Here is a 24,986-nt window from a genome sequence, read left to right on the forward strand (position 1 = left end):
TTGCACGTCTCGAAATTGATATCTAAGATATCAGTTCGCAATTGCGACGGCCTCGAAGGCCGACCACGACGAAGAAAAAACCGGAACGGAGGAGACTCAATGATGCGAAGCATTCGCAGGCTCGGACTCGCCCTGGCGAGCGCGATGATCATCTCGAACGGCGCGGCATTCGCGGCGGCGTCATCGAATGCCATGCCGCATGTCGAAGTCGTGGCGGAGTGGAACCGGCTGCCGTATGACCTCGGCGACGCCCAGGCTGAACAGGCCTACCAAAGCAATCAGACGTACAAGAAAGTGCTGTTGCAGGGCGTGAAGGTTGACTCGCACGGCACGATGTATGTCAGCACCGCGCGCTGGGGTGGACCGGACGTGCCCGCCACGCTGTCGAAGCTCGTGCGCAAGAACGGTCAATGGGAACTGCAACCGTTCCCGAGCGTGGCCATGAACAAGGTGGGCGACCGTCAGGCCTTGCAGTCCGTGCTCGGCTTCGAGATCGATCGCAATGACGTGATGTGGATTCTCGATCAGGGACACATTGCGGGGCAGCCGTCAGCAGCCGGTGCGGAGAAGCTGATTTTGTGGGACCTCAAGACCGACCGCGAGATTCAACGCTACGAATTCAGCGACGCCGATTCCGATAAAAAATGCTCGTTCCTCAACGATGTCGTCGTCGATAACGACCGGGGCGTCGCCTACATCACGGACTCGGGCATCTTCTGCGATCACCTGCACGGCGGGCTCATCGTGTATGACCAGAAGAGCAATCGCGCACGCCGCGTGCTCGACCAGACCGTCTTCACGACCGACGAAGCCGGTTTCAATTTCCGCATCGACAACGAACCGGTGCTCAGCAAGACGCCGATGCGCACCGGCGCGGACGGCATCGCGCTGTCGGGCGACAAGCGCACGCTGTACTGGACCAATCTCTCGGGCCACACGCTCTATTCGCTGGATACCGCGCTGCTGCGCAACTTCGAGACGAGCGAAGCGGCGCTGCGCACGGCCGTGAAGCGCGTGGCCACCTTGCCGTCGAATACCGACGGCATGATCGCCGATCGCAGCGGCAACCTCTACATGACCGCGCTCGAAATGAACGGCATCAATTTCCGCGATGCGAAGACGGGCGCGATCTCGACCTATGTGATTCATCCGGAGATGGTGTGGCCTGACACGCTGAGCTGGAGTCCGGACGGATCGCTGTACGTGGTGTCGGGCCATTTGAACAAATGGGTCGACAACCAGATGGACTTCGATCATCCCGCCGTGCCGAACTTCCGCATCTGGAAGATCGAGGCTCACGGCAAGAGCTATACGACGAAGTAGGTTCGGAGCGATGCAGCCCACCGGGCCTGCATCGTTACTGTAATGATTAGTGATACTACCAATGAAAGGAGCAGTGAATGGAACTGGCAACGTTGATCAAGGGTTTCGAGACTGTCGCGACGGCGAGCGTGGCCGACGCAGTGGATCAGATTGCCGGCGTGCGCGGTTACATGGACGAGTCGATCAAGCCGCGCATCAACGACAAGAAGATCGTCGGGCCGGCAGTGACGATTCTCGAAGCGCCGACGCATGAGAAAGTGCCGCCGCAGCACGCGCTCGACGCCATCGACGAATCGCCGGCCGGCAGCGTGATCGTGATCGGCATCTTCGGCGAGACCAACGTGGCCGTGTGGGGCGGCCTGATGACGGCGGGCGCGGTGGCGAACGAGCACGTCGGCGCGATCCTCGACGGCGGCGTGCGCGATCTCACCGAGATCCGCCGCGACTACGACTTCCCGATCTATTCGCGCTCCGTGTCGCCGGGCACCACGGTGGGCCGCTTCACGACGCTCGCGGCCAACGTGCCGGTGGACTGCGGCGGCGTGAAGGTGCATCCGGGCGACATCATCGTGGCCGATATCGACGGCGTCATCGTCGTGCCGCGCGACCATGCTGAGGCCGTGCTGAAGCTGTCGCAGGAAATCGACGAGCGCGAACTGGAACAGGCGCGTCTCATCATCGGCGAAAAATCCTTGCGCAAGGGGCTGGCGAAGTATGGCCGCATCTGACATGGCAGCGGAGATCGTCGCCATCGGCGAGCCGATGATCGAGTTCAACCAGACCGAGGCCAACGCGCGCGACTACTTGCAGGGCTTCGGCGGCGATACGTCGAACTTTTGCGTCGCGGTGGCGCGGCAAGGCGGGCGCGTGGGCTATGTCACGCGGCTCGGCGACGATACCTTCGGCCGCAGTTTCCTCGACCTCTGGAAGCGTGAAGGCGTCGATACGAGCGGCGTCGCGACGGATCATGAAGCGCATACCGCCGTGTACTTCGTCACGCATGACGAACGCGGCCATGCGTTCAGCTATCTGCGGCGAGGCTCGGCGGCGAGCCGTCTGGCGCCCGCCAATCTGCCGCTCGACGTGATCGGCGGCGCGCGTTATCTGCATGTGTCGGGCATCAGCCAGGCGATCAGCGAGAGCGCCTGCGATGCCGTGCTCGCGGCGGTGGAGCATGCGAAGCGTTCGGGCGTGGCGGTGACGTTCGATCCGAACGTGCGCCTCAAACTGTGGCCGCTCACGCGGGCACGCGCGATCATCGACGCCACCGCGCGTCTATCCGACATCATGTTGCCGAGCTTCGAGGACGCGCAGACGCTGACCGGTCTCGACGATCCGGAAGCGATCGTCCAGCACTATCTGGCGCTGGGTCCGCACACGGTGTGTCTGAAGCTGGGTGGCGACGGCGTGCTCGTCGCGCAAGGTGCGTCGCGCGTGCGCATTGCGGGCCACAAGGTCGATGTCGTCGATGCCACCGGCGCGGGCGACTGCTTCGACGGCGCCTTCGTCACGCGGCTCGCGGCAGGCGATTCCGCCGAAGCGGCCGCGCGTTATGCGAACGCCGCTGCGGCACTCTCGACGCAAGGCTATGGCGCGGTTGCACCGATACCGCGTCCCGCTGACGTGCGGGCCATGCTGGCCGCGCATTGAAATCTTCCAGACGGCCGCAACGGCCGTTTCATCGCTCATCGAATCATTACCGAACAAGGCAGGCGAGGAGACAGGTCATGCATGACCATCACGACAATCCGGCGCTCGAACAGCGCACCATGAAAAAGGTGACGCGACGGCTCTTGCCGTTTCTGATCCTTCTGTATTTTTTTGCATTCCTGGACCGCGTCAACGTCGGTTTTGCCGCGTTGACGATGAACCGGGACATCGGCCTGTCGTCGTATGCCTATGGCTGGGCGGCGGGCATCTTCTTCATCGGCTATTTCATCTTCGAGGTGCCGAGCAACCTGGCGCTCGCGAAGACCGGTGCGCGCATCTGGCTCGCGCGCATTCTCATCAGTTGGGGCGTGATCTCCGCATGCGGCGCCTTCGTGCAAGGCCCGACGAGTTTCATGATCCTGCGCTTCGTGCTCGGTGCGGCCGAGGCCGGCTTCTTCCCCGGCGTGATCCTGTATCTCACGTTCTGGTTTCCCGCACGTTATCGCGCGCAGGTCGTCGGACTCTTCATGCTGGCCAATCCGGTGTCGACCGCGCTCGGTTCGCTCGTGTCGAGCTTCATTCTGCGCATGGACGGGTTGCTCGGCATCGCCGGGTGGCAGTGGCTGTTCGTGATAGAAGGCCTGCCTGCGGTGCGGCTCGGATTCGTGACGCTGCGCTATCCCGTGGATTCGCCGCGTGAGGCCACGTGGCTCGCCGCCGACGAACGCGACTGGCTCCAGGCGCGCATCAGCGGCGAAGCGGCCGAACGCGAGCGTCATCACAAGGCGAGCGTGCTGCAAACGCTCGCGAACCCGCGCGTACTGTTGCTGGGCGCGATCTACTTCCTGATCGTCACCGCGAACAACGGTCTGGTGCTGTGGCAACCGCAGATCATGAAGATGCTTGGTGTCGCTGATGAATGGATCGGCACCGTGAACGCCGTGCCCTTCGTCATCGGCGCCTTGACGATGGTCGTCTGGTCGCGCGCCGCCGACCGGCGCGGCAGGTATCGGCTGGACCTCGCCTGTGCGTGCGTCGTCGCGGCGGCGGGGCTGGCGTTTGCCGCCACCTCGTCCTCGCTGCCGATGATCCTCGTCGGCCTGACCATTGCCGCCATCGGCGGATACGGCGCGCTGCCTTCGTTCTGGGCGCTGCCGACCACTTTCCTCGGCGGCACGGCAGCGGCGGCCGGCATCGCGATGGCGAACTCCATCGGCAATCTCGGCGGCTTTGCAGGTCCGTATCTGCTGGGCTACGTGCGCTCCACCACGTCCGGCTATGCGGCGGGCCTCGGCATCCTGGCGGGCGCGGCCTTGCTCGCCGCCATCGCGAGCATGTTGTCGGGCGGTTCCGGACGACACGGCGAACCTTCGTCCCGCGCGACGAACGGCGTCCAAGGCCGGCGCGCCAACTCACCATGACAAGAGGACACGACATGCAACCTGACGTCATGACCCGGCGCCAGTCCGTGCCGCGCCGCCGCTGGTGGATCGGCATCTTCGTCGGCATCGGCATCCTGGTCAATTACATCGACCGCGTAACGCTCTCGGTCGCCGCGCCGCAACTGAGCGAAGCCTTCAACCTGACGCCCGGCGACATCGGTATTCTGTTCAGCGCGTTTTCATGGGCCTATGCGCTGTTGCAGATTCCGGCCGGCGTCGTGCTCGATCGCTACGGCGTCACGCGCGTAGGCCGCTGGGGCGCTTTCCTGTGGGCGGTGTCGTCGGTCATCACGGCGCTTGCGAGCGGCTTCGGCGGACTCGTGGCCGCGCGCTTCCTGCTCGGCGTGGCCGAGGCGCCCGGGCTCGCCGCGAGTTCGAAGGCCACCGGCTACTGGTTTCCACGCGCCGAGCGCGCGCTCGCCACCTCGATCTTCGATGCCTCCGCGAAGTTTGCCAACGTGATCGGCGTGCCGCTCATTGCGTTCGTCGTGGTGACGTTCGGCTGGCGCTGGGGCTTCTGGATGTCGGCGGCGCTGAGCCTCGTGTACTTCGCGGGCTTCTGCATCGTCTATCGCGACCCGTCGCAGGATGCGCGGCTCTCGCGCGATGAACTCGCCTACATCCAGCAGGGCGGCGCGACGCCGGAAGGACAGTCAGCCACCGGCACCGCCGGCATGCTCGGCTATCTGCTGACCAACAAGAAGGTCTGGGGGCTGACGATCGGCTATTCCGCGTACGACTACGCGTTCTATCTGTTCCTGACCTGGCTGCCCAGCTATCTCGTCACGACGATGCACATGAGCGTGCTGCACTCGGCCGGCTACGCGATGATTCCCTGGGCTTGGGCCACCTTCACCGACGTGTTCATCGGCGGCTGGATCGTCGATCACCTGATCGCGAAAGGCCACGACGAAAGCGGCGTGCGCAAGGCGGTGCTCGTGTTCGGCATGATCTGCGCGCTCGCGATTCTCGGCGTGATCGGTACGAGCGATCCGCGTTGGGCCATTGCATGGATCTCGGTGTCGCTCGGCGGGCTCGCTATCGCGGGCGCAGTGTCGTGGTCGATTCCTTCGCTCATTGCGCCCCAGGGTGGCGTCGGCACGGTGTCGGGGATCATGAACTGCGTCGGCAATGTCATGGGCGCCGTGGCGCCCGCGCTGACCGGCTTCATCGTCAGCGCGACGCATTCGTTCGAGAACGCGTTCTGGGTCGCGGGTGTCGTGATCTTCGCGGGCATTCTGTCGATCGTGTTCGTGCTCGGCAAGATTGAACCCATTCCAGGCCCAAGCGGCGAACAAAGGCGCACGGCTGACGCGGCAAGGTCGATATAAATGAGAAGTCAGGGAATACCCTAGCCTTGACCGTCATCGAAGGCACACCGGATAATTGTCCATATCGTGATTTGCGTGTCCGCATTGTGGACGTACGACACGCAGATCACCCGTATCGGACTTCAAAACGAGATATCCATGCCCACGATCGTCGAAACCAATCCGATGACGCCTTACCAGTTGCCTTTCCCGAAGGAAGCGCAGAAGGAAGTCGTCGTTCCGTTCGCCATTCCCACCGATGAACGCGTGTGGGTGCCGCAGGCCGAGAACGTGTCGTTCCGTCCGCTGTGCCTGAATGCGTCGCAAGGTTACTGGATGAACCTGCTGCGCGTGCGCAAGTCGGGCGTGCTGAGCCGTCACCGCCATCCGCAAGGCGTGCACGGCATGGTGCTGAAGGGCCGCTGGAAGTACTTGGAACACGAATGGACCGCCACCGAAGGCAGCTATGTCTACGAGCCGCCGGGCGAGACCCATACGCTGTACGTGCCTGAGGATGTGGAAGAGATGATCACGTACTTCCAGGTCAACGGCGTGATGTTCTATTGCGATCCGTACGGCAACTACACCGGCTACGAAGACGTCTTCACGAAGATCGACATGTGCCGCAAGCACTATGCGCAGGTTGGTCTGGGCGAAGACTACGTCGATCAGTTCATCCGATGAGCACGCCTCCCGCCCGCGCCGCCCTCGCGACCTATGACTTCGCGGGACGCGTGGCTGTCGTGACGGGTGCGACCGGCGGCATCGGCCGCGCGGTCTGCGACTCGCTGGCATCGCAGGGCGCGACCGTCGTCAACTGGGATCTCGCCCCCGGCCCTGACGACGCCACGCCCGCCGCTTCGCAATGCCAGGTGAACATCGCCGATCCCGCATCGATCCAGCGCGCACTCGACGCCACGCTGGCGCGTCATGGCCGCATCGACTTTCTGGTCAACAACGCTGGCTTCGCGGGTTCGACCGCGCCGCTCGACGACTACGATCCCGCCGAGTGGCAACGCATCGTCGAGATCAATCTGATCGGCACGTTTCATGTGAGCCGCTTCGTCGTGCCGGAGATGCGTCGCGCGGGGCAGGGCCGCATCGTCAATATCGCGTCGCTTGCAGGCAAGGAAGGCACGCCCAACGCGTCCGCATACAGCGCGGCCAAGGCGGGCGTGATCGCGATGACGAAGTCGCTCGGCAAGGAACTCGCGAAGACGGGTGTGCTCGTCAACGGCATCGCGCCAGCTGCGGTGGAAACGCCGCTGCTCGGCCAGATGTCGCCGGCCCACGTGCAGACGATGATCGACAAGAGCCCGATGGGCCGTCTTGGCACCGTGGACGAAGTCGCGCAACTGGCGCTCTGGCTCTGCTCCGATTCATGCACCTTCAGCGCGGGCGCGATCTTCGATCTCTCGGGCGGCCGCGCCACATACTGATACCGGCCAGCGGGCGTCCGCCGGACGGCCCGTCTCGCATGCCGGACCTGACCTGAACCACGCTGGACATCACAACGCAAGTCGAGGGGACACTCATGCTTCAGAAATCGAAGCGCCTGAAACGCACGCAGGTCATCGCGGTCGTTTTTCTGACGATCGCAGGCATCGTCAATTATCTGGACCGCACCACGCTGTCTATCGCGAATCACTCGGTCAGTGAGGAATTGCATCTGAGCGGCGCGCAGATCGGTCTGCTGCTGTCGGCTTTCTCGCTGGCCTATGCGTTCGCGCAACTGCCGGTCGGCGCGATGCTCGACCGCTTCGGTTCGCGCGCCATGCTCGGGCTTGGCATGCTGGTGTGGTCGGTCGCGCAGATGGCGGGCGGCTTCATCCAGTCGCTCAATCACTTCCTGTTCGCTCGCACGATTCTCGGCATTGCCGAGGCGCCGCTGTTTCCGGCGGGCGCGAAGGTGGTCAACGAATGGTTCGCCGTGCACGAGCGTGGCGGGCCGACCGGCACCTTCATCGCGTCCTCGACCATCGCGCCGATGATCGCACCGCCGCTGCTCACCGTGCTGATGCTGTCGTTCGGCTGGCGCACGATGTTCGTCATCATGGGCGTGCTCGGCGTGCTGGTCTCGGTGGGCTGGTACATGTGGTATCGCAACCGCGATGAAGTCACGCTCACACAGGACGAGACCGAATGGCTCGACCAGAACGCGAAGACCGAAGCGCGTCCGCACAAGGGGCTGAGCTTCAAGGAGTGGGGCGCGCTGTTCAAGCTGCGCAACACGTGGGGCATGATCTTCGGCTTCATGGGCGTCATCTACATGGTGTGGCTGTATCTCACCTGGCTGCCTGGCTATCTCGAACATGAGCGTCACCTGAGCATTGCGAAGACCGGCTGGCTCGTGTCGATTCCGTATATTTTCGGCACGCTTGGCATGGGCGGCAGCGGCTATATCGCGGACTACCTGCTGCGGCGTGGCATGGCGCCGATCCGCAGCCGCAAGTGGCCGGTGTGCATCGGGCTGATCGGCGCGGCGGCGTTCACTGTGCCGGCCGCCTACACGCCGAGCACGGCCATGGCGATCGCCTATGTCTCGCTCGCGATGTTCTTCGTGAATCTCGCCAGCGGCAGCGCATGGGCGCTGGTGACCGTGGCAGCGCCGCGTCATCTCGTGGCTTCGCTCGGCAGCATGCAGAATTTTGGCGGCTATCTCGGTGGGTCATTCGCGCCGGTCATCACGGGCATCGTGGTGGATCAGACGCATTCGTTCGTCAATGCACTGCTCATCAGCGCAGCGGTCGCGTTCGCTGCGGCGCTCGTGTATCTGTTCGTCGTGCGTGAGGTGGCGCCGCAACCGGCCAATACGCACGTTCCCTCGGTTTCATAAGCAAGGCATCGATCATGACATTCTCCAATAACCTCTTCGCAGGCAAGACCGCGCTCGTGACGGGCGGATTCTCGGGCATCGGCGCCGCGATCGCAAACCGGCTTGCCGAAATGGGCGCGAGCGTCGTGGCGGCGGGCCTGCCGCCCCCGGGCGACGTGCCCGACGTATTGGCGCCCGTCGTGCGCAAGGCCACGCTCAATGTGCGTTCGAACGACGAAATCGTCGCGTTGATCGGCTCGTTCGAGCGGCTCGATATCGTCGTGAATTGCGCGGGCGTGATCAGCCGCATCGAAGAGCATCAACCGGAGGTGTTCGAGCGCGTGCTCGACATCAACCTGAACGGCACGATGCGCATTTGCGCGGCGGCGCGCGAACTGCTGAAGGCATCGTCGGGCTGCATCGTGAACACGGCTTCGATGCTGAGCTTCTTCGGCGGCGGGCTGGTGCCGGGCTACAGCGCGAGCAAGGGCGCGGTGGCACAGTTGACGAAGTCGCTTGCCATCGCGTATGCGGCGGACGGCATTCGTGTGAACGCGATCGCGCCGGGCTGGATCGCGACGCCGCTCACGCAGGCATTGCAGAACGACGATGGCCGCTCGCAAGCCATTCTCGAACGCACGCCGATGAAGCGCTGGGGCTTGCCGGAAGAAGTCGCGCAAGTGGCGGCGTTTTTGTGCACGCCGGCAGCTTCGTTCATGACCGGCGCGATCGTGCCGGTGGATGGGGGGTATCTCGTTTCGTGATGCGATGAGCGCATGGGCGGACGGCGATCGTCCGCGCATGCGTTCCGATTTTTTTCGGAACACCTGATCGAAAAGTATCACCTGGGAGGGCCTGGCCGGTCTCCCGGTTCCCCGCGCTTCTGACAAACCGAGCTGGCAGCCCTGTCTGCGAGCGCTCGACATCCTTCCGCAAGTCTGCTGAAAGAAACTTCCGCTGAGGAAACTCCCCGCTTGACCGCCGCGAAATGATTGCGCTAACATCGGCGCCACAATGTTTGCGCTGCCAATTTCGCTCCGGCATCCAATGCCGGCTCACGGTCCAGCCATAAAAAATCGTCCGCGCGCACCCCGCGCCCCGGACGAACAACAGGAGACGTTATGTACGTAACCAGCAATGGCGCCGCGGCCTCGGCTGCGCCTGGCGCCCTCAGAAGCTTTCTGCGATCGCGGGAGGCCGGCGTTCTAGCCGCGGTCATCTGCCTCTGCGTGGTGTTTTCTTTATCGAGCCCGGTCTTCCTCACCAGCACCAATCTGCTGAACCTGATGCGGCAGATCTCGCTCCTCGGCGTGCTCGCCATCGGCGCGACCTATGTCCTGATCATCTCGGAGGTCGATCTCTCGGTCGGCTCGCTGTACGGCTTCTCCGGCATGGCTGCGGGCATGATGCTGGTACACGGCGTGCCCGAAACCGTCACGATCGCCGCGACGCTCGTGCTCGGCCTCGTGTTCGGCGCGCTCAACGGCACCATCACGGTCGTCGGCCGCATTCCGTCGTTCATCACCACGCTCGGGACGCTCTATCTGATTCGCGGCGCCACGCTCGTCATGAGCAACGGCATGTCCGTCTCGCTGCCGCAGGACCAGTCCATCGCGCCGCTCATCACGGCGCTCGCTCAGGGAAGCCTGTTCGGCCGTCTGTCGAATCAGGTCCTGGTGCTGGTCGTCGTCGCCGTGATCGGCTACTTCCTGCTGCACAAGACCACCTTCGGCTTCCATATCTTCGCGGTCGGCGGCAACGCGCGGGCGGCGAAGATCGTCGGCGTGCCGGTCGCGCGTACCAAGATTCTCGCCTTCGCGCTGGCCGGCGTGCTCGCCGCCTTCGCCGGCACCATCAACCTGGGCTTTCTGGAGAACGTGCAGGCCGTCACCGGCTCGGGCCTCGAACTCGACGTGATCGCCGCCGTGATCATCGGCGGGACGCGGCTGGGCGGCGGCGAAGGATCGGTCGTCGGCACGCTGCTCGGCGTGCTGCTCATCGGCGTGGTGCGCGACGGTCTCATCCTGCTCGGCGTGACGCCGTTCTGGCAGACGACGCTCATCGGCGTTGTGGTGCTCGTCGCCGCATTGATCGGCGGAATGACTTCCTCGAAGAAGTAACCCATCAGAACTCAAAGTCAGGAGACAACATGCGCACCATGTCGAAACTTTTCGCCGCGCTGACGGCCGTCACCGCCCTCACGGCGATCGCATCCGGAGCCGCGCAGGCCGCGTCGGCCACGGCGCCGTTCCAGCTAAGCCCCACCATCAAGGCGCAAGCCGATGCCAAAACCAAGCCGACCTTCGTGATCTCCTATCACGATCCGGCCTTGTCGGTGGCGACGCCGATGCGCCGTGGCGTAGAACTCGCGGCGAAGGAGCAGAACGTCAACGCGGTCTTCACGGGGCCCGTGGGCGGCGGCGCGGAGAAACAGGTATCTGACCTCGAGAACTGGATCACCAAGGGCGTCTCGGGCATCGCCGTGTCGTCTTCGTCCACCGACGCGCTCGCGCCCGTCATCAACAAGGCGATCGCCGCCGGCATTCCGGTGGTGACCTTCAACACCGACAATCCGGCATCGCACCGGCTGACCTTCGTCGGACAGGACCTTTCGTATTCGGGCGTGGTGATGGGCGATACGCTCGTCAAGACGATGGGTCAGAAGGGCAAGGTGCTGGTCTTTACCGTCGATGCCGCGGCGCAATGGTCGAAGGACCGCGAGAACGGCTTGCGCAAGTCGCTCGGCAAGTATCCGGGCATCGCAATCGTCGGGCTGGTGAACACGACCAACGAGCCGCAGCAGATCTATGCGGCCATCGAGAACGCGATGCTCGCGCATCCGGACGTGACCGGTATCGTATCGCTGGACTGCTGCAGCTTCCCGGCGATCGGCCAGTATCTGCGCCGCAACGCCCTTGCCGGAAAGATTCCCGTCGTCGGCTCGGACCTCCTGCCGCAAACCAAGGAACTGATCCAGTCCGGCGCGCTGACCGCGACGATCTCGCAGAATCCGCAGCGTCAGGGACATGACGCGGTCGTGGTACTGAACCAGATCTATGCACAGGGCAAGCTGCCGCCGTCGCATACCGACACCGGCGTCCAGGTGATCGACAAATCCAATGTGGCCCAGCATGCAGCCGAGTGACGCGCAAGCCGCCCACACGCCCGCGCTACGGCTCGACGCGCTTGGCAAGTGCTTCGGCACGTTCTGGGCGCTGCGCGACGTGAGCATCGATTTCCGCGCGGGCGAAGTGCATGCGCTGCTCGGCGAAAACGGCGCGGGCAAATCAACGCTCATCAAGCTGGTGGCGGGCGTGCATCCGCCGAGCGAAGGCAGCATCAAGTCGGGCGACGGCGCGACGCTCGCGCTCACGACACCGCGCGATGCCTTGCGGGCGGGCATCGGCGTCGTGCATCAGGAACTCGATTTGTTCGACAACCTCACGGTCGCGGAGAACATTGCGCTGGGGATCGAGGATGCTGGTTTCGTCAAGCCGTCGGCGCGGGAGATGGCGGCGCGCGCATCGAAGGCACTGGCCGGACTGGGCGTCACGTCGATCTCGCCCGGCACGAAGGTCGGCCGCCTGTCGACCTCCGACAAGCAACTGGTCGCCATCGCCAAGGTGCTGACCTGGAACGCGCGCATCATCATTTTCGATGAGCCGACGTCCGCGCTGAACGCGGGCGAGGCCGCACGCCTGCTCGACATGGTCCGCCACCTGAAGGCGTCCGGCGTGGCCGTGATCTACGTGTCGCACAAGCTGGCGGAGATCTTCGCCATTGCCGACCGCATCTCGGTGATCCGCGACGGCAAGCTGGTGGCAAGCGGTCCCGCCGCCGACCACACGCACGACACCGTGGTGGCGGCGATGCTCGGGCGCAATCCGGCGGAACTGTTTCCCGCGCGGCCGGGCAAGCGGGCGAGCGAGGAGATCCAGCTCGACATCCGGGCGCTCGCGGGCACGCGGCTCGATGGCGTGACGCTCAAGGCCTGCAAGGGCGAGATCGTCGCGCTCGCAGGTCTGCCCGACGCCGGCCCGTCCGACCTGTTGCAGCAGATCTTCGGTCTGGCCGGGCGCTCGGGCGGCTCGATCGAGGTCTGCGGCCGCGCGGCCACGCGTCTGTCGCCGCGCCGCGCGATCCGCCAGGGCATCGGCTATCTGCCCGCTGATCGCCTGCTCGACGGCATCCTGCCGCTCACCAGCGTGCTCGGCAACGCGGAGGCGACGCACCGTGCGATGCACGTGTCGAACCGCTCGGACGGGCGCGCGAGCGCGGCCGATAGCGTGCGCCGGCTGGCAGTGCGCGCGTCGTCGATGCTCAACCCCATCACGTCGCTGTCAGGCGGAAATCAGCAGAAGACGTTGATTGCGCGCTGGCTCGTGATGAAGCCGCGCGTCCTGTTGCTGGACGACCCGACACGCGGCGTCGATATCGGCGCGAAGGCCGAGATCTACCGCATCCTTCGCCAGATTGCCGACGCGGGATCGCTGGTCATGTTCACGTCCTCGGACTCCCTCGAACTCGCCAATCTCGCGGACCGGGTCGTCCTGTTCAAGAACGGCCGCATCGTGCGCGAATACACCGAACCGGTCGCGCATGCCGAACTCGATCGCGAAATCGCGTCGACACCACACGGAGCCTCCTCATGAAACGCAGCGGCATTCTCAATCAGCAGCTTTCCGAAGCCATCGCCTCGATGGGCCACGGCCAGATCATGATGATCGTGGACGCGGGCTTTCCCATTCCGCGCGATGCCTGGCGTATCGATCTCGCCATCGGCGCCAACCTGCCCACGCTGGAGCAGCTCTACGCGCTGATCGCGCCCGAACTGATCGTGGAAAAGGTGATGTTCGCGTCCGAGGTGAAGGAGCATAACCATCCGCTGTATGCGTCGCTGACGCGCTGGTTCGACGAGCGCGACTTCAGTCCCGTGAGCTACGAAGAGACGGTCGGTCCGCTCGCGCACAGTGCAAAGGTGATCGTGCGTTCGGGCGCGCTGGATCCGTGGGGCAATATCGCGCTGGTGGCGGGCGTCGACTACAACCGTTATTTCGACGACGAGCGTGTCTCCGTGCCCGACAAGTTCCGCACGCTGATGGATCGCAAGCCGTTCACGCCGGGAGGCGCGCGATGAGCCAGGCGCAAGCGGAGAAGCTTCGCGTCGGCGTGATCGGCGCGGGATCGTGGTGTGTCGCCAATCATCTGCCGGTGCTCAAGGCGCGCCCCGACGTGGAACTGGTGGGCGTCGTGCGGCCCGGCGCCGCCGAACTCGAGCAGGTCAAAGGCGCGTTCGGCTTCCAGCACGGCTTCGAGCAGTTCGAAGCGCTGCTGGACCTGCCCGGACTCGATGCGGTGATCGTCTCGTCGCCGCATCGGCTGCATGCGCAGCAGGCGATGGCCGCCTTGCGTCGCGGCTGTCACGTGATGGTCGAAAAGCCGATGGCCACCTCCACGCGCGAAGCGCGCGAACTCCTGAACGTGGCGCACGAGGCGCAGCGGGAAATCCTTGTGCCGTATGGCTGGAACTTCCAGCCGTACTTCAGGCGCGCGCACGAACTGGTGAGCGCGGGACGTATCGGCGCGATCCGCCATGTGGTCGCGCAGATGGCCACGCCGATCGAGGACCTGATGTCCGGCGGCCAGTTGCAGGGCACCGAGAACGAGATGTTCCGGCCCGAATCGGCCACATGGACCGCGAAGGGGAGCGGCGGTTATGGCTGGGGCCAGCTCGTGCATCTGCTGGGCGGCATGTTCTACGTGACCGGGCTCGATCCGCGCGAAGTCTTCGCCAACGTGGGGCTGTCGGGCATCGGCACCGATCTGTACAACGCGCTGTCCGTGCGCTTTACGTCCGGTGCGACCGGCGCGATATCAGGCGCGGCGTCCTTGCCGCCCGGCTCGCCGTTCCAGATCGACATCCGGCTGTTCGGCACGGAAGGCTGCCTGCTGCTCGATACCGAACGCGAGCGTCTGTCGCTGCGGCGTCTCGATGGCGACGATCAGGACATGGATATCGCGCCCGGTGCGGGAGCTTATACGTGCTCTGCGCCGGTCGAAGCCTTCGTCGATCTCTGCCTCGGCAAGCCGGTCGAGAACTGCGGGACGGGCATGGTCGGACTGCGCTCGGTGCAGGTGGTCGAAGCCATGCTGGAGTCGGCCGGTTCACGGCGAATCGTCTTGCTAGACTAGCGGATTATGCGTTCGCAAGCCCTCGACATGAAGACAAGCAAAAGCCGGAAGGACAGCCGCTCGGCCGGCACCGTCACGATGAACGACGTGGCCGAACACGCCGGGGTGTCGGCGCAGACGGTTTCCCGCGTGGTGTCCAATTCGCCGCTTGTCACGGAGAAGACGCGCCGCCGCGTGCAGGAAGTCATCAAGAACCTGCGCTACATCCCGAACGACGCCGCGCGCAGTCTCGCGTCGGCGACCAGCCGGGTGGTCGCGGTCGTCATTCCCACTTTGTCGAGTTCCGCGTTCTCGGCGGAAATCAAGAGCGTCATCGACACGCTGGAGGCGCAGCGCATCTCCGTCATTATCGGCAACACGGAGTATTCACAGGAACGCGAGGAGGCGATCGTCCAGAGCCTGCTCGAACGCCGGCCCATGGGCGTCATCCTCACCGGCCTGCAACACAGCGCGCACGTCAGGTCGCTGTTGCAGCAGAGCGGCGTGCCGGTGATCGAAACCTGGGACACGGACGGCGATCCCATTGACATGGCCGTGGGCTTTTCCAATCTCACGGCGGGCTATGACGTCGGCAAGCTGCTGTGCGCGCGAGGGGCTAAGCGCATCGCCTTTGTCGGCGGCGCGCGTGAACAGGACTCGCGCGCGCAGAGCCGCTATCTCGGGCTGTGCCGGGCCGTGGAGGAAGCGGGCCTGCCGGACGCGCTGCGCGTCGAACTGCAAATGCCGATGAGCGCCTCGGACGGCGTCAAGGGGCTCGACCTGGTGTTGCAGCAGGAACCCATGACCGACGCCATCTTCTTCTCGGCCGACACCATGGCGATCCCTGCCATTCTCGAATGCAACCGGCGCGGCATCCGCGTGCCGGAGCAGCTTGCCATTTGCGGTTTCGGCGACTATGAACTGGCCGGCCTTGTGACGCCCTCGCTCACCACGGTCCGCACCAAGCCCGACGAAATGGGCACGGCGGCGGCCCGCATGCTGCTGGCGCGGCTCAATGGTGAGGAAGAGACGTCGAACAAGATCGTGCTCACGCATCAGCTCGTGAGACGCGGCAGCGCATAAAGCGGCCGTCGCTTCATTCAAAACAGTACAAACCCCTACACATGCGGCTTTGACGACTGCCGATGGCAGCGCTAACATGTGAACGCAAACAATCGAGGGTATTCATGGTGCAAGATTCGACGAAGGAAAGCAAAGCGGTTCTGTCGGGTTACAAGGTCGTGGACTGCACGATTGCGATGGCGGGGCCGTTCGCCACGCAGCGTCTGGGCGATCTCGGCGCGGACGTCATCAAGGTGGAGCCGCTCGACGGCGAATGGCAACGGCATACGCCGGCAGGTGGAGCGAAGGGCAAGCAGGTGAACGCGTCCTTCCTCTCGCTGAATCGCAACAAGCGTTCGCTGGCGGTGGATCTGAAGAACGACGCCGGCCGCGCCGTGTTGTTCGATCTGGTCCGCAGCGCCGATGTGTTCGTGCAGAACTATCGTCCGGGCGTGGCGAAGCGTCTCGGCGTGGATTACGCATCGCTCGCCGCGATCAACCCGTCGCTGGTGTACGTTTCGATGTCGGGCTATGGCGAGGACGGTCCGTATGCGCACCGGCCGGGACAGGATCTGTTGCTGCAGGGCATGTCGGGCGCGATGCTCTCGACGGGCCGCGCCGGCGAGCCGCCGTCGCCTGCGGGACAGTATCTGGTCGATGCCGTCGCCGCAGCGACTGCGTTCGAAGCCGTGCTGGCGGCGCTGCTGCATCGCGAACGCACGGGCGAGGGCCAGCTTGTTAGCGTCAACATGCTCGACGCGATCACCACCTTGCAGATGCAGGAGCTCTCGGTGTACATGCAGGGCGGACTGCCGCAGAAGCGTTCGGCGGAACCGCATGCGCACGTATATATTCGCGCGCCCTATGGCGCGTTCGCGACCTCGGATGGCTATGTGATCGTCGCGATGCCTTCGCTCAAGACCTTCGGTGGGGTGATCGGCGAACCGTCCTTTCTGGAGATGAACGACACAACCGACCCCTGGACGTATCGCGACGAGATCTTCGCCCGCACGCGTGACCGTCTGGCCGTGAAGACGTCAGCGGAATGGCTTGCGCTGTTCGACCAGAACGGCATCTGGGCGGGTCCGGTGTATGGCTACGAAGATCTGCTGAACGATCCGCAGATCAGGCACAACGGCACCTTCGTCGAATACGATCACCGCACGGAAGGGCGCGTGAAAGCGCCGGGCTTTCCCTACAAGTTCTCGAAGACGCCCGCCTCGGTGCGCTATGGCGCGCCGCTGGTCGGCGAACATTCGCGCGCGGTGCTGGCGGAACTCGGCTATGACGACGCAGCCGTCGAGGCGCTGCTGCGCGACCGCGTCATCAACGAAACGGCAGGCTGAGCGATGGCCGCTGCGATCAACGGTCTCACTTGGGATCATCCGCGCGGCTTCGACGCCCTCGATGCCGCTTCGAAGCTTCCTGAAGCGCTGCCGCTCGGCCTGACGTGGAGCAGGCAGCCGCTGGAAGGCTTCGAATCGCATCCGATCGCGGAGCTGTGCGCAAAGTACGATCTCGTCGTGCTCGATCATCCTCACGTGGGTGAAGCGGTGGAGGCGGGCTGTGTCTGGGCGCTGGACGATCTCTTCTCGCCCGGCGAACTGCGCGACTGGGCGAGTCAATCGGTGGGCGCGAGCTACGCGTCGTACACGTGGCAGGGCCAACAGTGGGCCTTGCCGCTCGATGCCGCAACGCAGGTTGCCGCCGCGCGCCGCGATCTGATCGAGGGAACACTGCCTGCCACCTGGGCCGATGTCGTGCGGCTGTCGGAACAGGGCGGGGTGTCGCTTTGTGTGGCGGGACCGCACGCGATGCTCGGCTTCTGCTCGATGATGGCGGCGTGGGGCAAGCCGCCGATGGTCGATGGATCGGCAGGCCGTTTCGTCGACGACGCCACCGCGCTGGAGGTGCTCGACGTGATGGCGAGTTTGTATGGCCGGACCTCGCGCAAGACACTGGGACTGAACCCTATCGGCACGCTCGAATACATGGCGCGTGAGCACGACGTGCGCTACTGCCCGCTGATCTACGGTTACGTGAACTACGCTGCGCCGCGTGGCGAGCGCGCGCCGATTACGTTCCTCGATGTGCCAGTCACCGGGCCAGGAGGCCGCTACGGCTCCACGCTTGGAGGAACCGGCATTGCGCTGAGCCGGCGTTCGCGGCCATCGCCCGCGCTGCTCGATCATCTGCGTTTTCTGATGGGACGGCAGGCTCAGGCGCAGTTCATTCCATCGCACGCGGGCCAGCCCAGTCATCGTGATGCATGGACCGATGCAGACGTGAACGCGACGTCCGGCGACTTCTATCGCAACACGCTTGCGACCATCGAGGAGGCGTACGTGCGTCCGCGCTATGCGGGCTATATCGCGTTCCAGACCGCAGCATCGGAAGCGATTCGCGCGGCGTTCGAACAGGGCACGCCGCATCGACAGTTGCTCGACGAATTGAACGCCGAATTCTTGAGGACCGTGGACGACTAGGCACGAAGCCACGCGTTCAGCAGACATTCACTACACAGATCGGGTCCGCCGCCGGACGATACAGCGCCGCGCGGACACCAGAAGGTCGGGAGGAGACAATGAATCAACGAGTCGGGGCGCTTCAGGAGAGCGCGCAGACGTATCAGGATCACGCGGCAGCCGACAGTGACAGCGTGCAGCGCAAGAGCTTGCGCAACGCGACCGTTTCCGCAGTGATCGGCACGGCGCTCGAATGGTACGACTTCTATATCTACGCCACCGCCGCGGCGTTGATCTTCAACAAGCTGTTCTTCCCGGCCTTGTCGCCGGTGACGGGCACGCTGGCCGCGTTCGGCACTTATGCAGTCGGGTTTCTCGCGCGACCGGTCGGCGGCGTGCTGTTCGGCCGGGCAGGCGATCTCTACGGACGCAAGACCGTGCTCGTCATCACGCTGGTCCTGATGGGCGGCGCCACCATGGCCGTGGGCTTCCTGCCGACCTACGAGACCATCGGCATGGCCGCGCCCGTCTGCCTGATCGTGCTGCGGATCCTTCAAGGGCTCGCCGCCGGAGCCGAATACGGCGGCGCCGTCACGCTGGCTGCCGAGTGCGCGCCCGAAGGCAAGCGCGGCTTCTACGCAAGCCTGCCGACGCTGGGCGTGTGTCTCGGCACGCTGCTCTCGGCTGGCGCGTTCTTCATCGTCAACAACTCGATGAGCGAGAGCAGCTTCAACAGCTACGGCTGGCGCATTCCCTTCATCCTCAGCGTCTTCGCGATTCTCTCCGGCGCCTATATCCGCCGCCAGGTCAACGAATCGCCGGTATTCGAGGAACTGAAAAAGCAGGAGAAGGTGACCAAGGAACCGTTGAAGGAGATGTTCCGCGAGTCGGGTTCGCGCTTCTGGGTCGCCTTCGCCGCGCGCTTCGCCGAGAACATGTCGGGCTACTTCCTGCAAATCTGGTCGCTTGCCTACATCACGAAGCAGCTGCTGGTGTCGCGCAACGTCGGGCTCGCAGGCGTGTTTCTTGGCGCGGCGATGGGCATCGTGACCATTCCGATGTTCGGCTGGCTGTCGGACCGCATCGGCCGCAAGCCCATCTACCTGTTCGGCTCGCTGCTGTTCGGTCTCGGCATCTTCCCGTTCTTCTGGCTGCTCAACACGAAGAACGAAGTGCTCATCATCGCGACCATCGCCGTCTCGATCGGCTTCGCCAACTACGCGATGCTCTCCGTACAGGGCGCGTACTTCAACGAGCTGTTCGGGGCGCGCACCCGCTTCACCGCGATCTCCACGGTCCGCGAAGTCTCGGCGGTGTTCGCGGGCGGCATTGCGCCGTTCATCTGCACGGCGTTGCTCGAAGCCGGCGGCGGCAGCTATGTGCCGGTTGCAATCTACGCCATCGTCATGGCCGCGATCACCACCGCGGGTCTCGTCATCGGGCCCGAGACGCGCGGCCGCAACCTGTCTGAATGATTTCCCATGCACACTACGACACTCAATAAATTCGGCGATCTCGAAGAAGGCGATTCGTTCAGGACGCCAGGCATCACCATCACGGATTCGCAGATCCTGGCCTTCGCGGGACTGACCGGCGATTTCATGCCGCACCATACCGACGAACAGTTCGCCAAAAACCTCGGCTTTCGCGGACGGCTCGCGCATGGCTTGCTCGTGCAAAGCCTCGTCGATGGCCTGAAGAACCGCTCGATGGTGCATTTCGATGTGGTGGCCGCGCTGAACTGGGAAGCATGGCGTTTCAGCGGGCCGGTGTATGCGGGCGACCGCATCGATGCGCAGATCACCATCGCCGGCAAGCGTCTCACGAAGTCGGGCACGAAGGGCATTGTCACGCTGGACATCAAGGTGATGAACCAGCACGGCGAAGTGGTCCAGGAAGGACGCAATCAATTGATGATCGCCGCGTGACCGGCACTCACGTTATCGAGGACATGATGGCTCAAGATGATTTTGCATTCGTCGATGCGCACCACCATCTCTGGGACCTGAAGGCGCTGCATTACGCATGGCTCAGCGACCAGCCGTTCGAAGGGCATCCTTCCGGCGACTATTCGGCGATCATGCGCAACTACGTTGCGCAGGACCTGATCGAGGCGGGCAAGCCCGTCAATCTCGTCAAGTCGGTGCATATCGAAACGGCGGACGGCGAAACCGATCCGGTGCGTGAAACCGCGTGGCTGCAGAGCGTGTCGGAAGAATTCGGCTTGCCCAACGCGATCATCGCGCGCGGCGAATTGATGGACGACGCGAACGAACGTCAGCTCGACCGCCACATGGAGCACGCGAATTTTCGCGGCGTGCGCATGCTGACGTTCCACGGCCCGGACATTCTCGCGGACGCGGCCTTCCTGCGCGGCTTCGACGCCCTGCGCAAGCGCGACCTGATCTTCGACATGGATGCCGACATCGCGCATACCGCGAAGGTGCTGGATCTGGCGGCCCGCTTTCCCGATGTGCGGATCATCCTCGGTCATTGCGGCTTTCCGAAGCAGCGCAGCGTCGAATATTTCCATGCGTGGTGCAAAGGAATGAAGGCGATCGCGCAGGCGCCGAACATCGCGTGCAAGCTGTCCGGGCTGCTGATGGTCGATCACGACTGGACGGTCGGGTCCATCACGCCATGGATCGAGCAATGCATCGCGTTCTTCGGCGTGGAGCGCTGCATGTTCGGCACCAACTGGCCGCTCGACGGACTGTACGCGGACTACGCAACGCTCGTGAACGCGTATCGCGAAGTGGTGGCGGACTATTCGGCCGATGAACAGCGCGCGCTGTTCCAGCGGTCCGCCGAGCACTGGTATCGCATCTGACATGGACATCCTGGTTGCGGAACAGATCGAGAAGCGCTTCGGTCCGGTGCGGGCGCTGAACCACGCGCGGCTCCGGCTGCGCGCGGGCGAGATTCATGCGCTCGTCGGCGTCAATGGCGCGGGCAAGTCGACGCTGTCCAAGATCATCAGCGGTCACTATCAGAAGACCAGCGGCAATCTGATCTATCAAGGCGAACAGACTACCTTCGCCTCGCCGCGCGATGCGATGCAACGCGGCGTATCGATCGTGCTTCAGGAAACCAGCATCGCGCCGGACCTGAGCGTGCTGGAAAACCTGATGCTGCCGAGTTTTGCTTCAGGTGGCCGGCTCGACTGGCGGCAACTCAGGACCGATGCCGCCCGCGCGCTCGCGGAACTCGAAGCCACGCATCTGCGGCTCGATGACCGCGCCGGCGCGCTCTCGATGGCCAACCGGCAGCTCGTCGAGATTGCGCGCGCCATGCTGCAACAGTCGCGCGTGCTGATCCTCGACGAACCGACGGCATCGCTCTCGCCGGGCGAGGTGCAGCATCTCTTCAGGATCATGCGCAAGCTGCGGGCGGACGGACACGCGCTGGTGTTCGTGTCGCATCGGCTGGAGGAACTGTTCGAGATCTCCGACTGTTTCACGATCATGCGTGAAGGCGCCACGGCGGAAAGCGACTTGCCGGCGTCCGCGACGAATCCCGGCGATCTCGTCGAGCGGATGGTCGGGCGCAAGGTTGAATCGCTGTACGCGGGAAACCGTGCGCCGGCGCGCCGCGTGTCCGGCGAGGCGTTGCTGTCGGTCCGAAACCTGGCCGCCGATGAAGCCGTGCGCGATGTGTCGTTCACACTCGAACGCGGCCAGATTCTGGGCCTGGGCGGTCTGGTCGGTGCGGGCAGGACGGAGACGCTGGAAGCGATCTTCGGGTTGAGAAAGCCGCGCGGCGGCGATATCCGCGTGCAAGGCGAACGCTTCAATCCGCGTCATCCGCGCGATGCCGTTTCACGTGGCATGGCCTTGCTCACGGAAGATCGCAGAGGACAGGGCCTCATACCGGATCTGTCGCTGCGCGAGAACCTGACCTTGCCTTTGCTGGGTCAACCGGGCAGCCGTCTCCGGAATGCGTCGGCGCCCGACGCCCTTGCGCGCTTTCTCGCCGACTTCGACATGCCGAGGCATGTCATCGGCACAGCCGTCACCGGACTGAGCGGCGGCCAGCAACAGAAGATGCTGCTCGCGCGCTGGCTCATGACGAAGCCGCAGATCCTCTTGCTGGACGAACCGACGCGCGGCATCGACATCGGCACGCGCAACCATATCTATTCGATCATCCGCCAGTGCGCGAGCGAGGGCGTGGGCGTGGTCGTGGTGTCGTCGGATTTCGAGGAACTGCTGGGCCTGTGCGACGACATCGTGGTGCTGAGCGACGGTCATTCCATCACAACAGCGCCCAGCACGATTTTCGATGCCCGCACGCTGACGATGTTCGCCGCGCCGAGGTCATCGTCGCGCGCATTGCATGGCGTGCTCGAAGACCTGAGCGAGACGGGGAACACTGCCGCGTACTGGATCGACGTGACGGGCGGACGCGTCTTCTGCTTCGATCTGGTCAGCCCGGCCGGGCTGGACACGGGACTGTCGCGGTCCGCGTTTCCGCGTGTGGAAGAAACGCGCATCCCGCATGCATTGACGTGCCTGTCGAACACGGCGTGTGCGACCGACGCGGCCGGGCGTTCCATCCTGTTCGAACTCTCGAACGAAACGGGTCACTCCTTCGGCTGGCTGGGTATCACCTATGCCGGGGCCGAAGCGCCCGATGCGGCGACAGTCGAAGCCCGGCTGCTGAGCGCACTGGATTCACACGGCATACGACATCTGAAAGTGAGCAGGGGACACGAACATGCGTGAAGGAAAAATCGACGCGGGCAGCGCGCATCAGAGCCCGCGCCAACGCGAATCCACGCGGCGCCGCGTGCGGCTTCCCGCCGATATCCGCATCATCTGCGTCGCGGTGGCGATCTTCCTCGCGCTGTCGTTCGCCAGTCCACGGTTCCTCACCACGGGAAACATCTACAACCTGCTGGATCAATCGGTCGTGGTGGGGATTGCGGCGATCGGACAGACCTTCGTCATTCTGGTCGCCGGCATCGATCTGTCGGTGGGCGCCGTTACCGGACTGGCCGGCATTCTCTTCGGCCTCTCGATGACACGGCTCGGTCTGCCGCTGTATGTCGCGATGCCGGGCGTGGTCGTCGCAGGCGCGTTGCTGGGCTTTTTGAACGGCATGCTGGTGAACTTCGGCCGGATCGCGCCGTTCATCGTGACGCTCGGCACCATGTCCATCTGCCGCTCGGCGGCGTATCTGGTCAGCGACGGCAATTCCATTTCCAACCTGCCCGACGATCTGTCGATGCTGAGCATCGCGGACATCGCCGGCGTGCCGTTCAACTTCCTGTTCCTGCTGGCGCTCTTCGCGCTGGCGTGGTGGTACCTGCAACGGACCAAGGGCGGCCGCACGATTTACGCGATCGGCTCGAACCGCGATGCCGCCGTCGCGGCCGGCCTGCGCACGACGCGTTACGCCAATGTCGCCTATGCGGTGTCGGGCGCGTCGGCGGGGCTGGCTGCCGTGTTCCTCGGATCGCGATTGATGTCGATCGATCCGCTTGCCGGCAACGGCCTCGAACTCGACGCGATCGCCGCCGTGGTCATCGGCGGGGCCAGCCTGTTCGGCGGACGCGGCTCCATGCTCGGCAGCCTGTTCGGCGTCTTCATCATGGTGCTCATCCGCAACGGACTGAATCTGCTTGGCGTCGGTCCTTACTGGCAAGGCACGGCGATCGGCACCATCATTCTCGTCGCCGTGCTGATCGAACGCATGACGAGCGGTTCGAAACACTAGTTAAGCGATCATCAGAAGACAACAGGAGGAGAACGTGCATCGATATCTGAAACCAGTCGGGCGGTGGGCCCAGGGCATGGCGCTCGCGTGCGGCGTGATTTGTACGCTCGCCGCGCCGGCACAGGCACAGGCAGCGGATGGCGCAAGCAAGCACTATGTGTACATCGCGCCCGCGCTCGACCTGCCGTTCTGGCGCGTGGTCGGGCAAGGCGTGGCGGCGAGCGTCAAGGCGCAGGGCGGCACGATCGGCTACCTGGATTCGCACAACGACGCGGCCACCCAACTGAAAAACGCCCAGGACGCGATCGCACAGGGCGCGGCGGGCATCGTGCTGTCGCCGACCGATTCCACCACGGCGCCCAGCGTCCTTGCGCTCGCGAAGCAACGCGGCATACCGGTCAGCATTGCGGGCATTGGCACGACGTCCGGCGACTTCAACACTTATGTCGGTTCGGAGGACGAGAAGGGCGCTTACGCGGTCGGCAAGGAACTGGCGCGCGTGATGACCGAACGTAACTGGAAGAGCGGCGGCTACGGCATCGTGACCATCTCGCTCGGGCGCGAGAACGGCAAGCTGAGAACCCAGGGCTTTCGCAAGGCGATGTCGGAAGCGGGCATCAAGGAAGTCGCGCTCAACCAGATGCAGAAGTACACGCCGGATGAAACCTTCAGCTTCGTGCAGGACATGATGACGGCGCATCCCGACATGCACGCGGTGTTCATCGAAACCGACACGCCCACGCTCGGCGCGGCGCGCGCGATCCGCATCGCGCATCGCGACAAGGACGTGGCGCTGGTGGCCTTCGACGGCATTCCCGAGTTCATCGACATGCTCAAGCAAGGCCGGCTACTCGCGTCCGGCATGCAGCAGCCGTTCCTGATGGGCAAGGAAGCGGCCGATGCACTGCGCGATCCGGCGGGCGGCAAGAAGGCGGTGTCGGTGCCGGTGCTGCTGGTGACGCCCGCCAATCTCGCCAGTCAGATGAAGGTGATCGACGCCACCGTCATGCCGAAGGCCGCGCCCTGAGGC

Annotated in this window: 23 protein-coding genes; all 23 read left to right on the forward strand. The window is 64.3% G+C overall.

Annotation, left to right across the window (positions count from 1 at the left end):
* The first annotated feature begins 99 nt into the window (after positions 1-99).
* The 23 genes from QCE88_RS26435 (at position 100) to QCE88_RS26545 (ending at position 24,983) form a co-directional block, all read left to right on the forward strand.
* Positions 100-1,323: an L-dopachrome tautomerase-related protein gene (locus QCE88_RS26435; RefSeq protein ID WP_309907835.1), complete on the forward strand. Its 1,224-nt coding sequence runs from the start codon at positions 100-102 to the stop codon at positions 1,321-1,323.
* A 77-nt stretch (positions 1,324-1,400) separates the two neighbouring features.
* Positions 1,401-2,051, forward strand: a complete 651-nt coding sequence (locus tag QCE88_RS26440; RefSeq protein WP_309907836.1) for an RraA family protein — start codon at positions 1,401-1,403, stop codon at positions 2,049-2,051.
* Positions 2,038-2,973 (forward strand): sugar kinase, encoded by a 936-nt coding sequence (locus QCE88_RS26445; protein ID WP_409018226.1) that lies wholly within the window; start codon positions 2,038-2,040, stop codon positions 2,971-2,973. Before QCE88_RS26440 ends, QCE88_RS26445 begins: the two co-directional genes overlap by 14 nt.
* Before the next feature lie 77 nt (positions 2,974-3,050).
* Entirely contained in the window at positions 3,051-4,394 is a 1,344-nt protein-coding gene (locus QCE88_RS26450; protein WP_309907837.1) for an MFS transporter, read from the forward strand.
* A gap of 14 nt (positions 4,395-4,408) precedes the next feature.
* Positions 4,409-5,746 carry an MFS transporter gene (locus QCE88_RS26455; protein ID WP_309907838.1) on the forward strand — a complete coding sequence of 446 codons (1,338 nt, stop codon included), beginning with the start codon at positions 4,409-4,411 and terminating at the stop codon, positions 5,744-5,746.
* A gap of 138 nt (positions 5,747-5,884) precedes the next feature.
* Entirely contained in the window at positions 5,885-6,409 is a 525-nt protein-coding gene (locus tag QCE88_RS26460; protein ID WP_309816733.1) for a 2,4'-dihydroxyacetophenone dioxygenase family protein, read from the forward strand.
* Positions 6,406-7,164: an SDR family NAD(P)-dependent oxidoreductase gene (locus QCE88_RS26465; RefSeq protein ID WP_309907839.1), complete on the forward strand. Its 759-nt coding sequence runs from the start codon at positions 6,406-6,408 to the stop codon at positions 7,162-7,164. The genes QCE88_RS26460 and QCE88_RS26465 overlap by 4 nt, the downstream gene beginning before the upstream one ends.
* A gap of 95 nt (positions 7,165-7,259) precedes the next feature.
* A complete protein-coding gene (locus tag QCE88_RS26470; protein WP_309907840.1) occupies positions 7,260-8,561 on the forward strand; it encodes an MFS transporter in 1,302 nt (433 codons plus the stop codon).
* A gap of 14 nt (positions 8,562-8,575) precedes the next feature.
* The gene (locus QCE88_RS26475; RefSeq protein ID WP_309907841.1) at positions 8,576-9,304 is read left to right on the forward strand and encodes an SDR family oxidoreductase; all 729 of its coding nucleotides are present in this window, start codon (positions 8,576-8,578) and stop codon (positions 9,302-9,304) included.
* Between the two features lie 357 nt (positions 9,305-9,661).
* Positions 9,662-10,660, forward strand: coding sequence for an ABC transporter permease (locus tag QCE88_RS26480; protein WP_309907842.1), 999 nt, complete (start codon positions 9,662-9,664; stop codon positions 10,658-10,660).
* A gap of 29 nt (positions 10,661-10,689) precedes the next feature.
* On the forward strand, positions 10,690-11,685 hold the full coding sequence (locus tag QCE88_RS26485) for a sugar ABC transporter substrate-binding protein (RefSeq protein WP_309907843.1): 996 nt from the start codon (positions 10,690-10,692) through the stop codon (positions 11,683-11,685).
* On the forward strand, positions 11,672-13,192 hold the full coding sequence (locus QCE88_RS26490; RefSeq protein ID WP_309907844.1) for a sugar ABC transporter ATP-binding protein: 1,521 nt from the start codon (positions 11,672-11,674) through the stop codon (positions 13,190-13,192). The genes QCE88_RS26485 and QCE88_RS26490 overlap by 14 nt, the downstream gene beginning before the upstream one ends.
* Positions 13,189-13,677: a D-ribose pyranase gene (rbsD, locus tag QCE88_RS26495; RefSeq protein WP_309907845.1), complete on the forward strand. Its 489-nt coding sequence runs from the start codon at positions 13,189-13,191 to the stop codon at positions 13,675-13,677. The genes QCE88_RS26490 and rbsD overlap by 4 nt, the downstream gene beginning before the upstream one ends.
* Complete coding sequence (locus QCE88_RS26500) at positions 13,674-14,732, forward strand: Gfo/Idh/MocA family oxidoreductase (protein WP_309907846.1); 1,059 nt, start codon at positions 13,674-13,676, stop codon at positions 14,730-14,732. Before rbsD ends, QCE88_RS26500 begins: the two co-directional genes overlap by 4 nt.
* 27 nt (positions 14,733-14,759) lie before the next feature.
* The gene (locus tag QCE88_RS26505; protein WP_309907847.1) at positions 14,760-15,794 is read left to right on the forward strand and encodes a LacI family DNA-binding transcriptional regulator; all 1,035 of its coding nucleotides are present in this window, start codon (positions 14,760-14,762) and stop codon (positions 15,792-15,794) included.
* A gap of 104 nt (positions 15,795-15,898) precedes the next feature.
* Complete coding sequence (locus tag QCE88_RS26510) at positions 15,899-17,119, forward strand: CoA transferase (protein ID WP_309907848.1); 1,221 nt, start codon at positions 15,899-15,901, stop codon at positions 17,117-17,119.
* A 3-nt stretch (positions 17,120-17,122) separates the two neighbouring features.
* Entirely contained in the window at positions 17,123-18,259 is a 1,137-nt protein-coding gene (locus QCE88_RS26515) for a hypothetical protein (RefSeq protein ID WP_309907849.1), read from the forward strand.
* A gap of 98 nt (positions 18,260-18,357) precedes the next feature.
* Complete coding sequence (locus tag QCE88_RS26520) at positions 18,358-19,713, forward strand: MFS transporter (RefSeq protein WP_309907850.1); 1,356 nt, start codon at positions 18,358-18,360, stop codon at positions 19,711-19,713.
* Positions 19,714-19,719: 6 nt separating this feature from the next.
* Positions 19,720-20,166, forward strand: a complete 447-nt coding sequence (locus tag QCE88_RS26525; protein ID WP_309907851.1) for a MaoC/PaaZ C-terminal domain-containing protein — start codon at positions 19,720-19,722, stop codon at positions 20,164-20,166.
* Between the two features lie 26 nt (positions 20,167-20,192).
* Positions 20,193-21,068, forward strand: a complete 876-nt coding sequence (locus tag QCE88_RS26530; protein WP_309907852.1) for an amidohydrolase family protein — start codon at positions 20,193-20,195, stop codon at positions 21,066-21,068.
* Between the two features lies 1 nt (position 21,069).
* On the forward strand, positions 21,070-22,962 hold the full coding sequence (locus QCE88_RS26535; RefSeq protein ID WP_309907853.1) for a sugar ABC transporter ATP-binding protein: 1,893 nt from the start codon (positions 21,070-21,072) through the stop codon (positions 22,960-22,962).
* Positions 22,955-23,956: an ABC transporter permease gene (locus QCE88_RS26540; RefSeq protein ID WP_309907854.1), complete on the forward strand. Its 1,002-nt coding sequence runs from the start codon at positions 22,955-22,957 to the stop codon at positions 23,954-23,956. Before QCE88_RS26535 ends, QCE88_RS26540 begins: the two co-directional genes overlap by 8 nt.
* A gap of 34 nt (positions 23,957-23,990) precedes the next feature.
* On the forward strand, positions 23,991-24,983 hold the full coding sequence (locus tag QCE88_RS26545) for a substrate-binding domain-containing protein (RefSeq protein WP_309907855.1): 993 nt from the start codon (positions 23,991-23,993) through the stop codon (positions 24,981-24,983).
* Positions 24,984-24,986: the final 3 nt, after the last annotated feature.

Source organism: Caballeronia sp. LZ035 (assembly GCF_031451175.1).
Lineage (GTDB): Bacteria > Pseudomonadota > Gammaproteobacteria > Burkholderiales > Burkholderiaceae > Caballeronia.

Excerpts from the sequence above, each read along its gene's own strand:
- QCE88_RS26435 (WP_309907835.1), top strand. The coding sequence starts at position 100 with ATGATGCGAAGCATTCGCAGGCTCGGACTCGCCCTGGCGAGCGCGATG.
- QCE88_RS26440 (WP_309907836.1), top strand. The coding sequence starts at position 1,401 with ATGGAACTGGCAACGTTGATCAAGGGTTTCGAGACTGTCGCGACGGCG.
- QCE88_RS26445 (WP_409018226.1), top strand. The coding sequence starts at position 2,038 with ATGGCCGCATCTGACATGGCAGCGGAGATCGTCGCCATCGGCGAGCCG.
- QCE88_RS26450 (WP_309907837.1), top strand. The coding sequence starts at position 3,051 with ATGCATGACCATCACGACAATCCGGCGCTCGAACAGCGCACCATGAAA.
- QCE88_RS26455 (WP_309907838.1), top strand. The coding sequence starts at position 4,409 with ATGCAACCTGACGTCATGACCCGGCGCCAGTCCGTGCCGCGCCGCCGC.
- QCE88_RS26460 (WP_309816733.1), top strand. The coding sequence starts at position 5,885 with ATGCCCACGATCGTCGAAACCAATCCGATGACGCCTTACCAGTTGCCT.
- QCE88_RS26465 (WP_309907839.1), top strand. The coding sequence starts at position 6,406 with ATGAGCACGCCTCCCGCCCGCGCCGCCCTCGCGACCTATGACTTCGCG.
- QCE88_RS26470 (WP_309907840.1), top strand. The coding sequence starts at position 7,260 with ATGCTTCAGAAATCGAAGCGCCTGAAACGCACGCAGGTCATCGCGGTC.
- QCE88_RS26475 (WP_309907841.1), top strand. The coding sequence starts at position 8,576 with ATGACATTCTCCAATAACCTCTTCGCAGGCAAGACCGCGCTCGTGACG.
- QCE88_RS26480 (WP_309907842.1), top strand. The coding sequence starts at position 9,662 with ATGTACGTAACCAGCAATGGCGCCGCGGCCTCGGCTGCGCCTGGCGCC.
- QCE88_RS26485 (WP_309907843.1), top strand. The coding sequence starts at position 10,690 with ATGCGCACCATGTCGAAACTTTTCGCCGCGCTGACGGCCGTCACCGCC.
- QCE88_RS26490 (WP_309907844.1), top strand. The coding sequence starts at position 11,672 with ATGCAGCCGAGTGACGCGCAAGCCGCCCACACGCCCGCGCTACGGCTC.
- rbsD (WP_309907845.1), top strand. The coding sequence starts at position 13,189 with ATGAAACGCAGCGGCATTCTCAATCAGCAGCTTTCCGAAGCCATCGCC.
- QCE88_RS26500 (WP_309907846.1), top strand. The coding sequence starts at position 13,674 with ATGAGCCAGGCGCAAGCGGAGAAGCTTCGCGTCGGCGTGATCGGCGCG.
- QCE88_RS26505 (WP_309907847.1), top strand. The coding sequence starts at position 14,760 with ATGAAGACAAGCAAAAGCCGGAAGGACAGCCGCTCGGCCGGCACCGTC.
- QCE88_RS26510 (WP_309907848.1), top strand. The coding sequence starts at position 15,899 with ATGGTGCAAGATTCGACGAAGGAAAGCAAAGCGGTTCTGTCGGGTTAC.
- QCE88_RS26515 (WP_309907849.1), top strand. The coding sequence starts at position 17,123 with ATGGCCGCTGCGATCAACGGTCTCACTTGGGATCATCCGCGCGGCTTC.
- QCE88_RS26520 (WP_309907850.1), top strand. The coding sequence starts at position 18,358 with ATGAATCAACGAGTCGGGGCGCTTCAGGAGAGCGCGCAGACGTATCAG.
- QCE88_RS26525 (WP_309907851.1), top strand. The coding sequence starts at position 19,720 with ATGCACACTACGACACTCAATAAATTCGGCGATCTCGAAGAAGGCGAT.
- QCE88_RS26530 (WP_309907852.1), top strand. The coding sequence starts at position 20,193 with ATGGCTCAAGATGATTTTGCATTCGTCGATGCGCACCACCATCTCTGG.
- QCE88_RS26535 (WP_309907853.1), top strand. The coding sequence starts at position 21,070 with ATGGACATCCTGGTTGCGGAACAGATCGAGAAGCGCTTCGGTCCGGTG.
- QCE88_RS26540 (WP_309907854.1), top strand. The coding sequence starts at position 22,955 with ATGCGTGAAGGAAAAATCGACGCGGGCAGCGCGCATCAGAGCCCGCGC.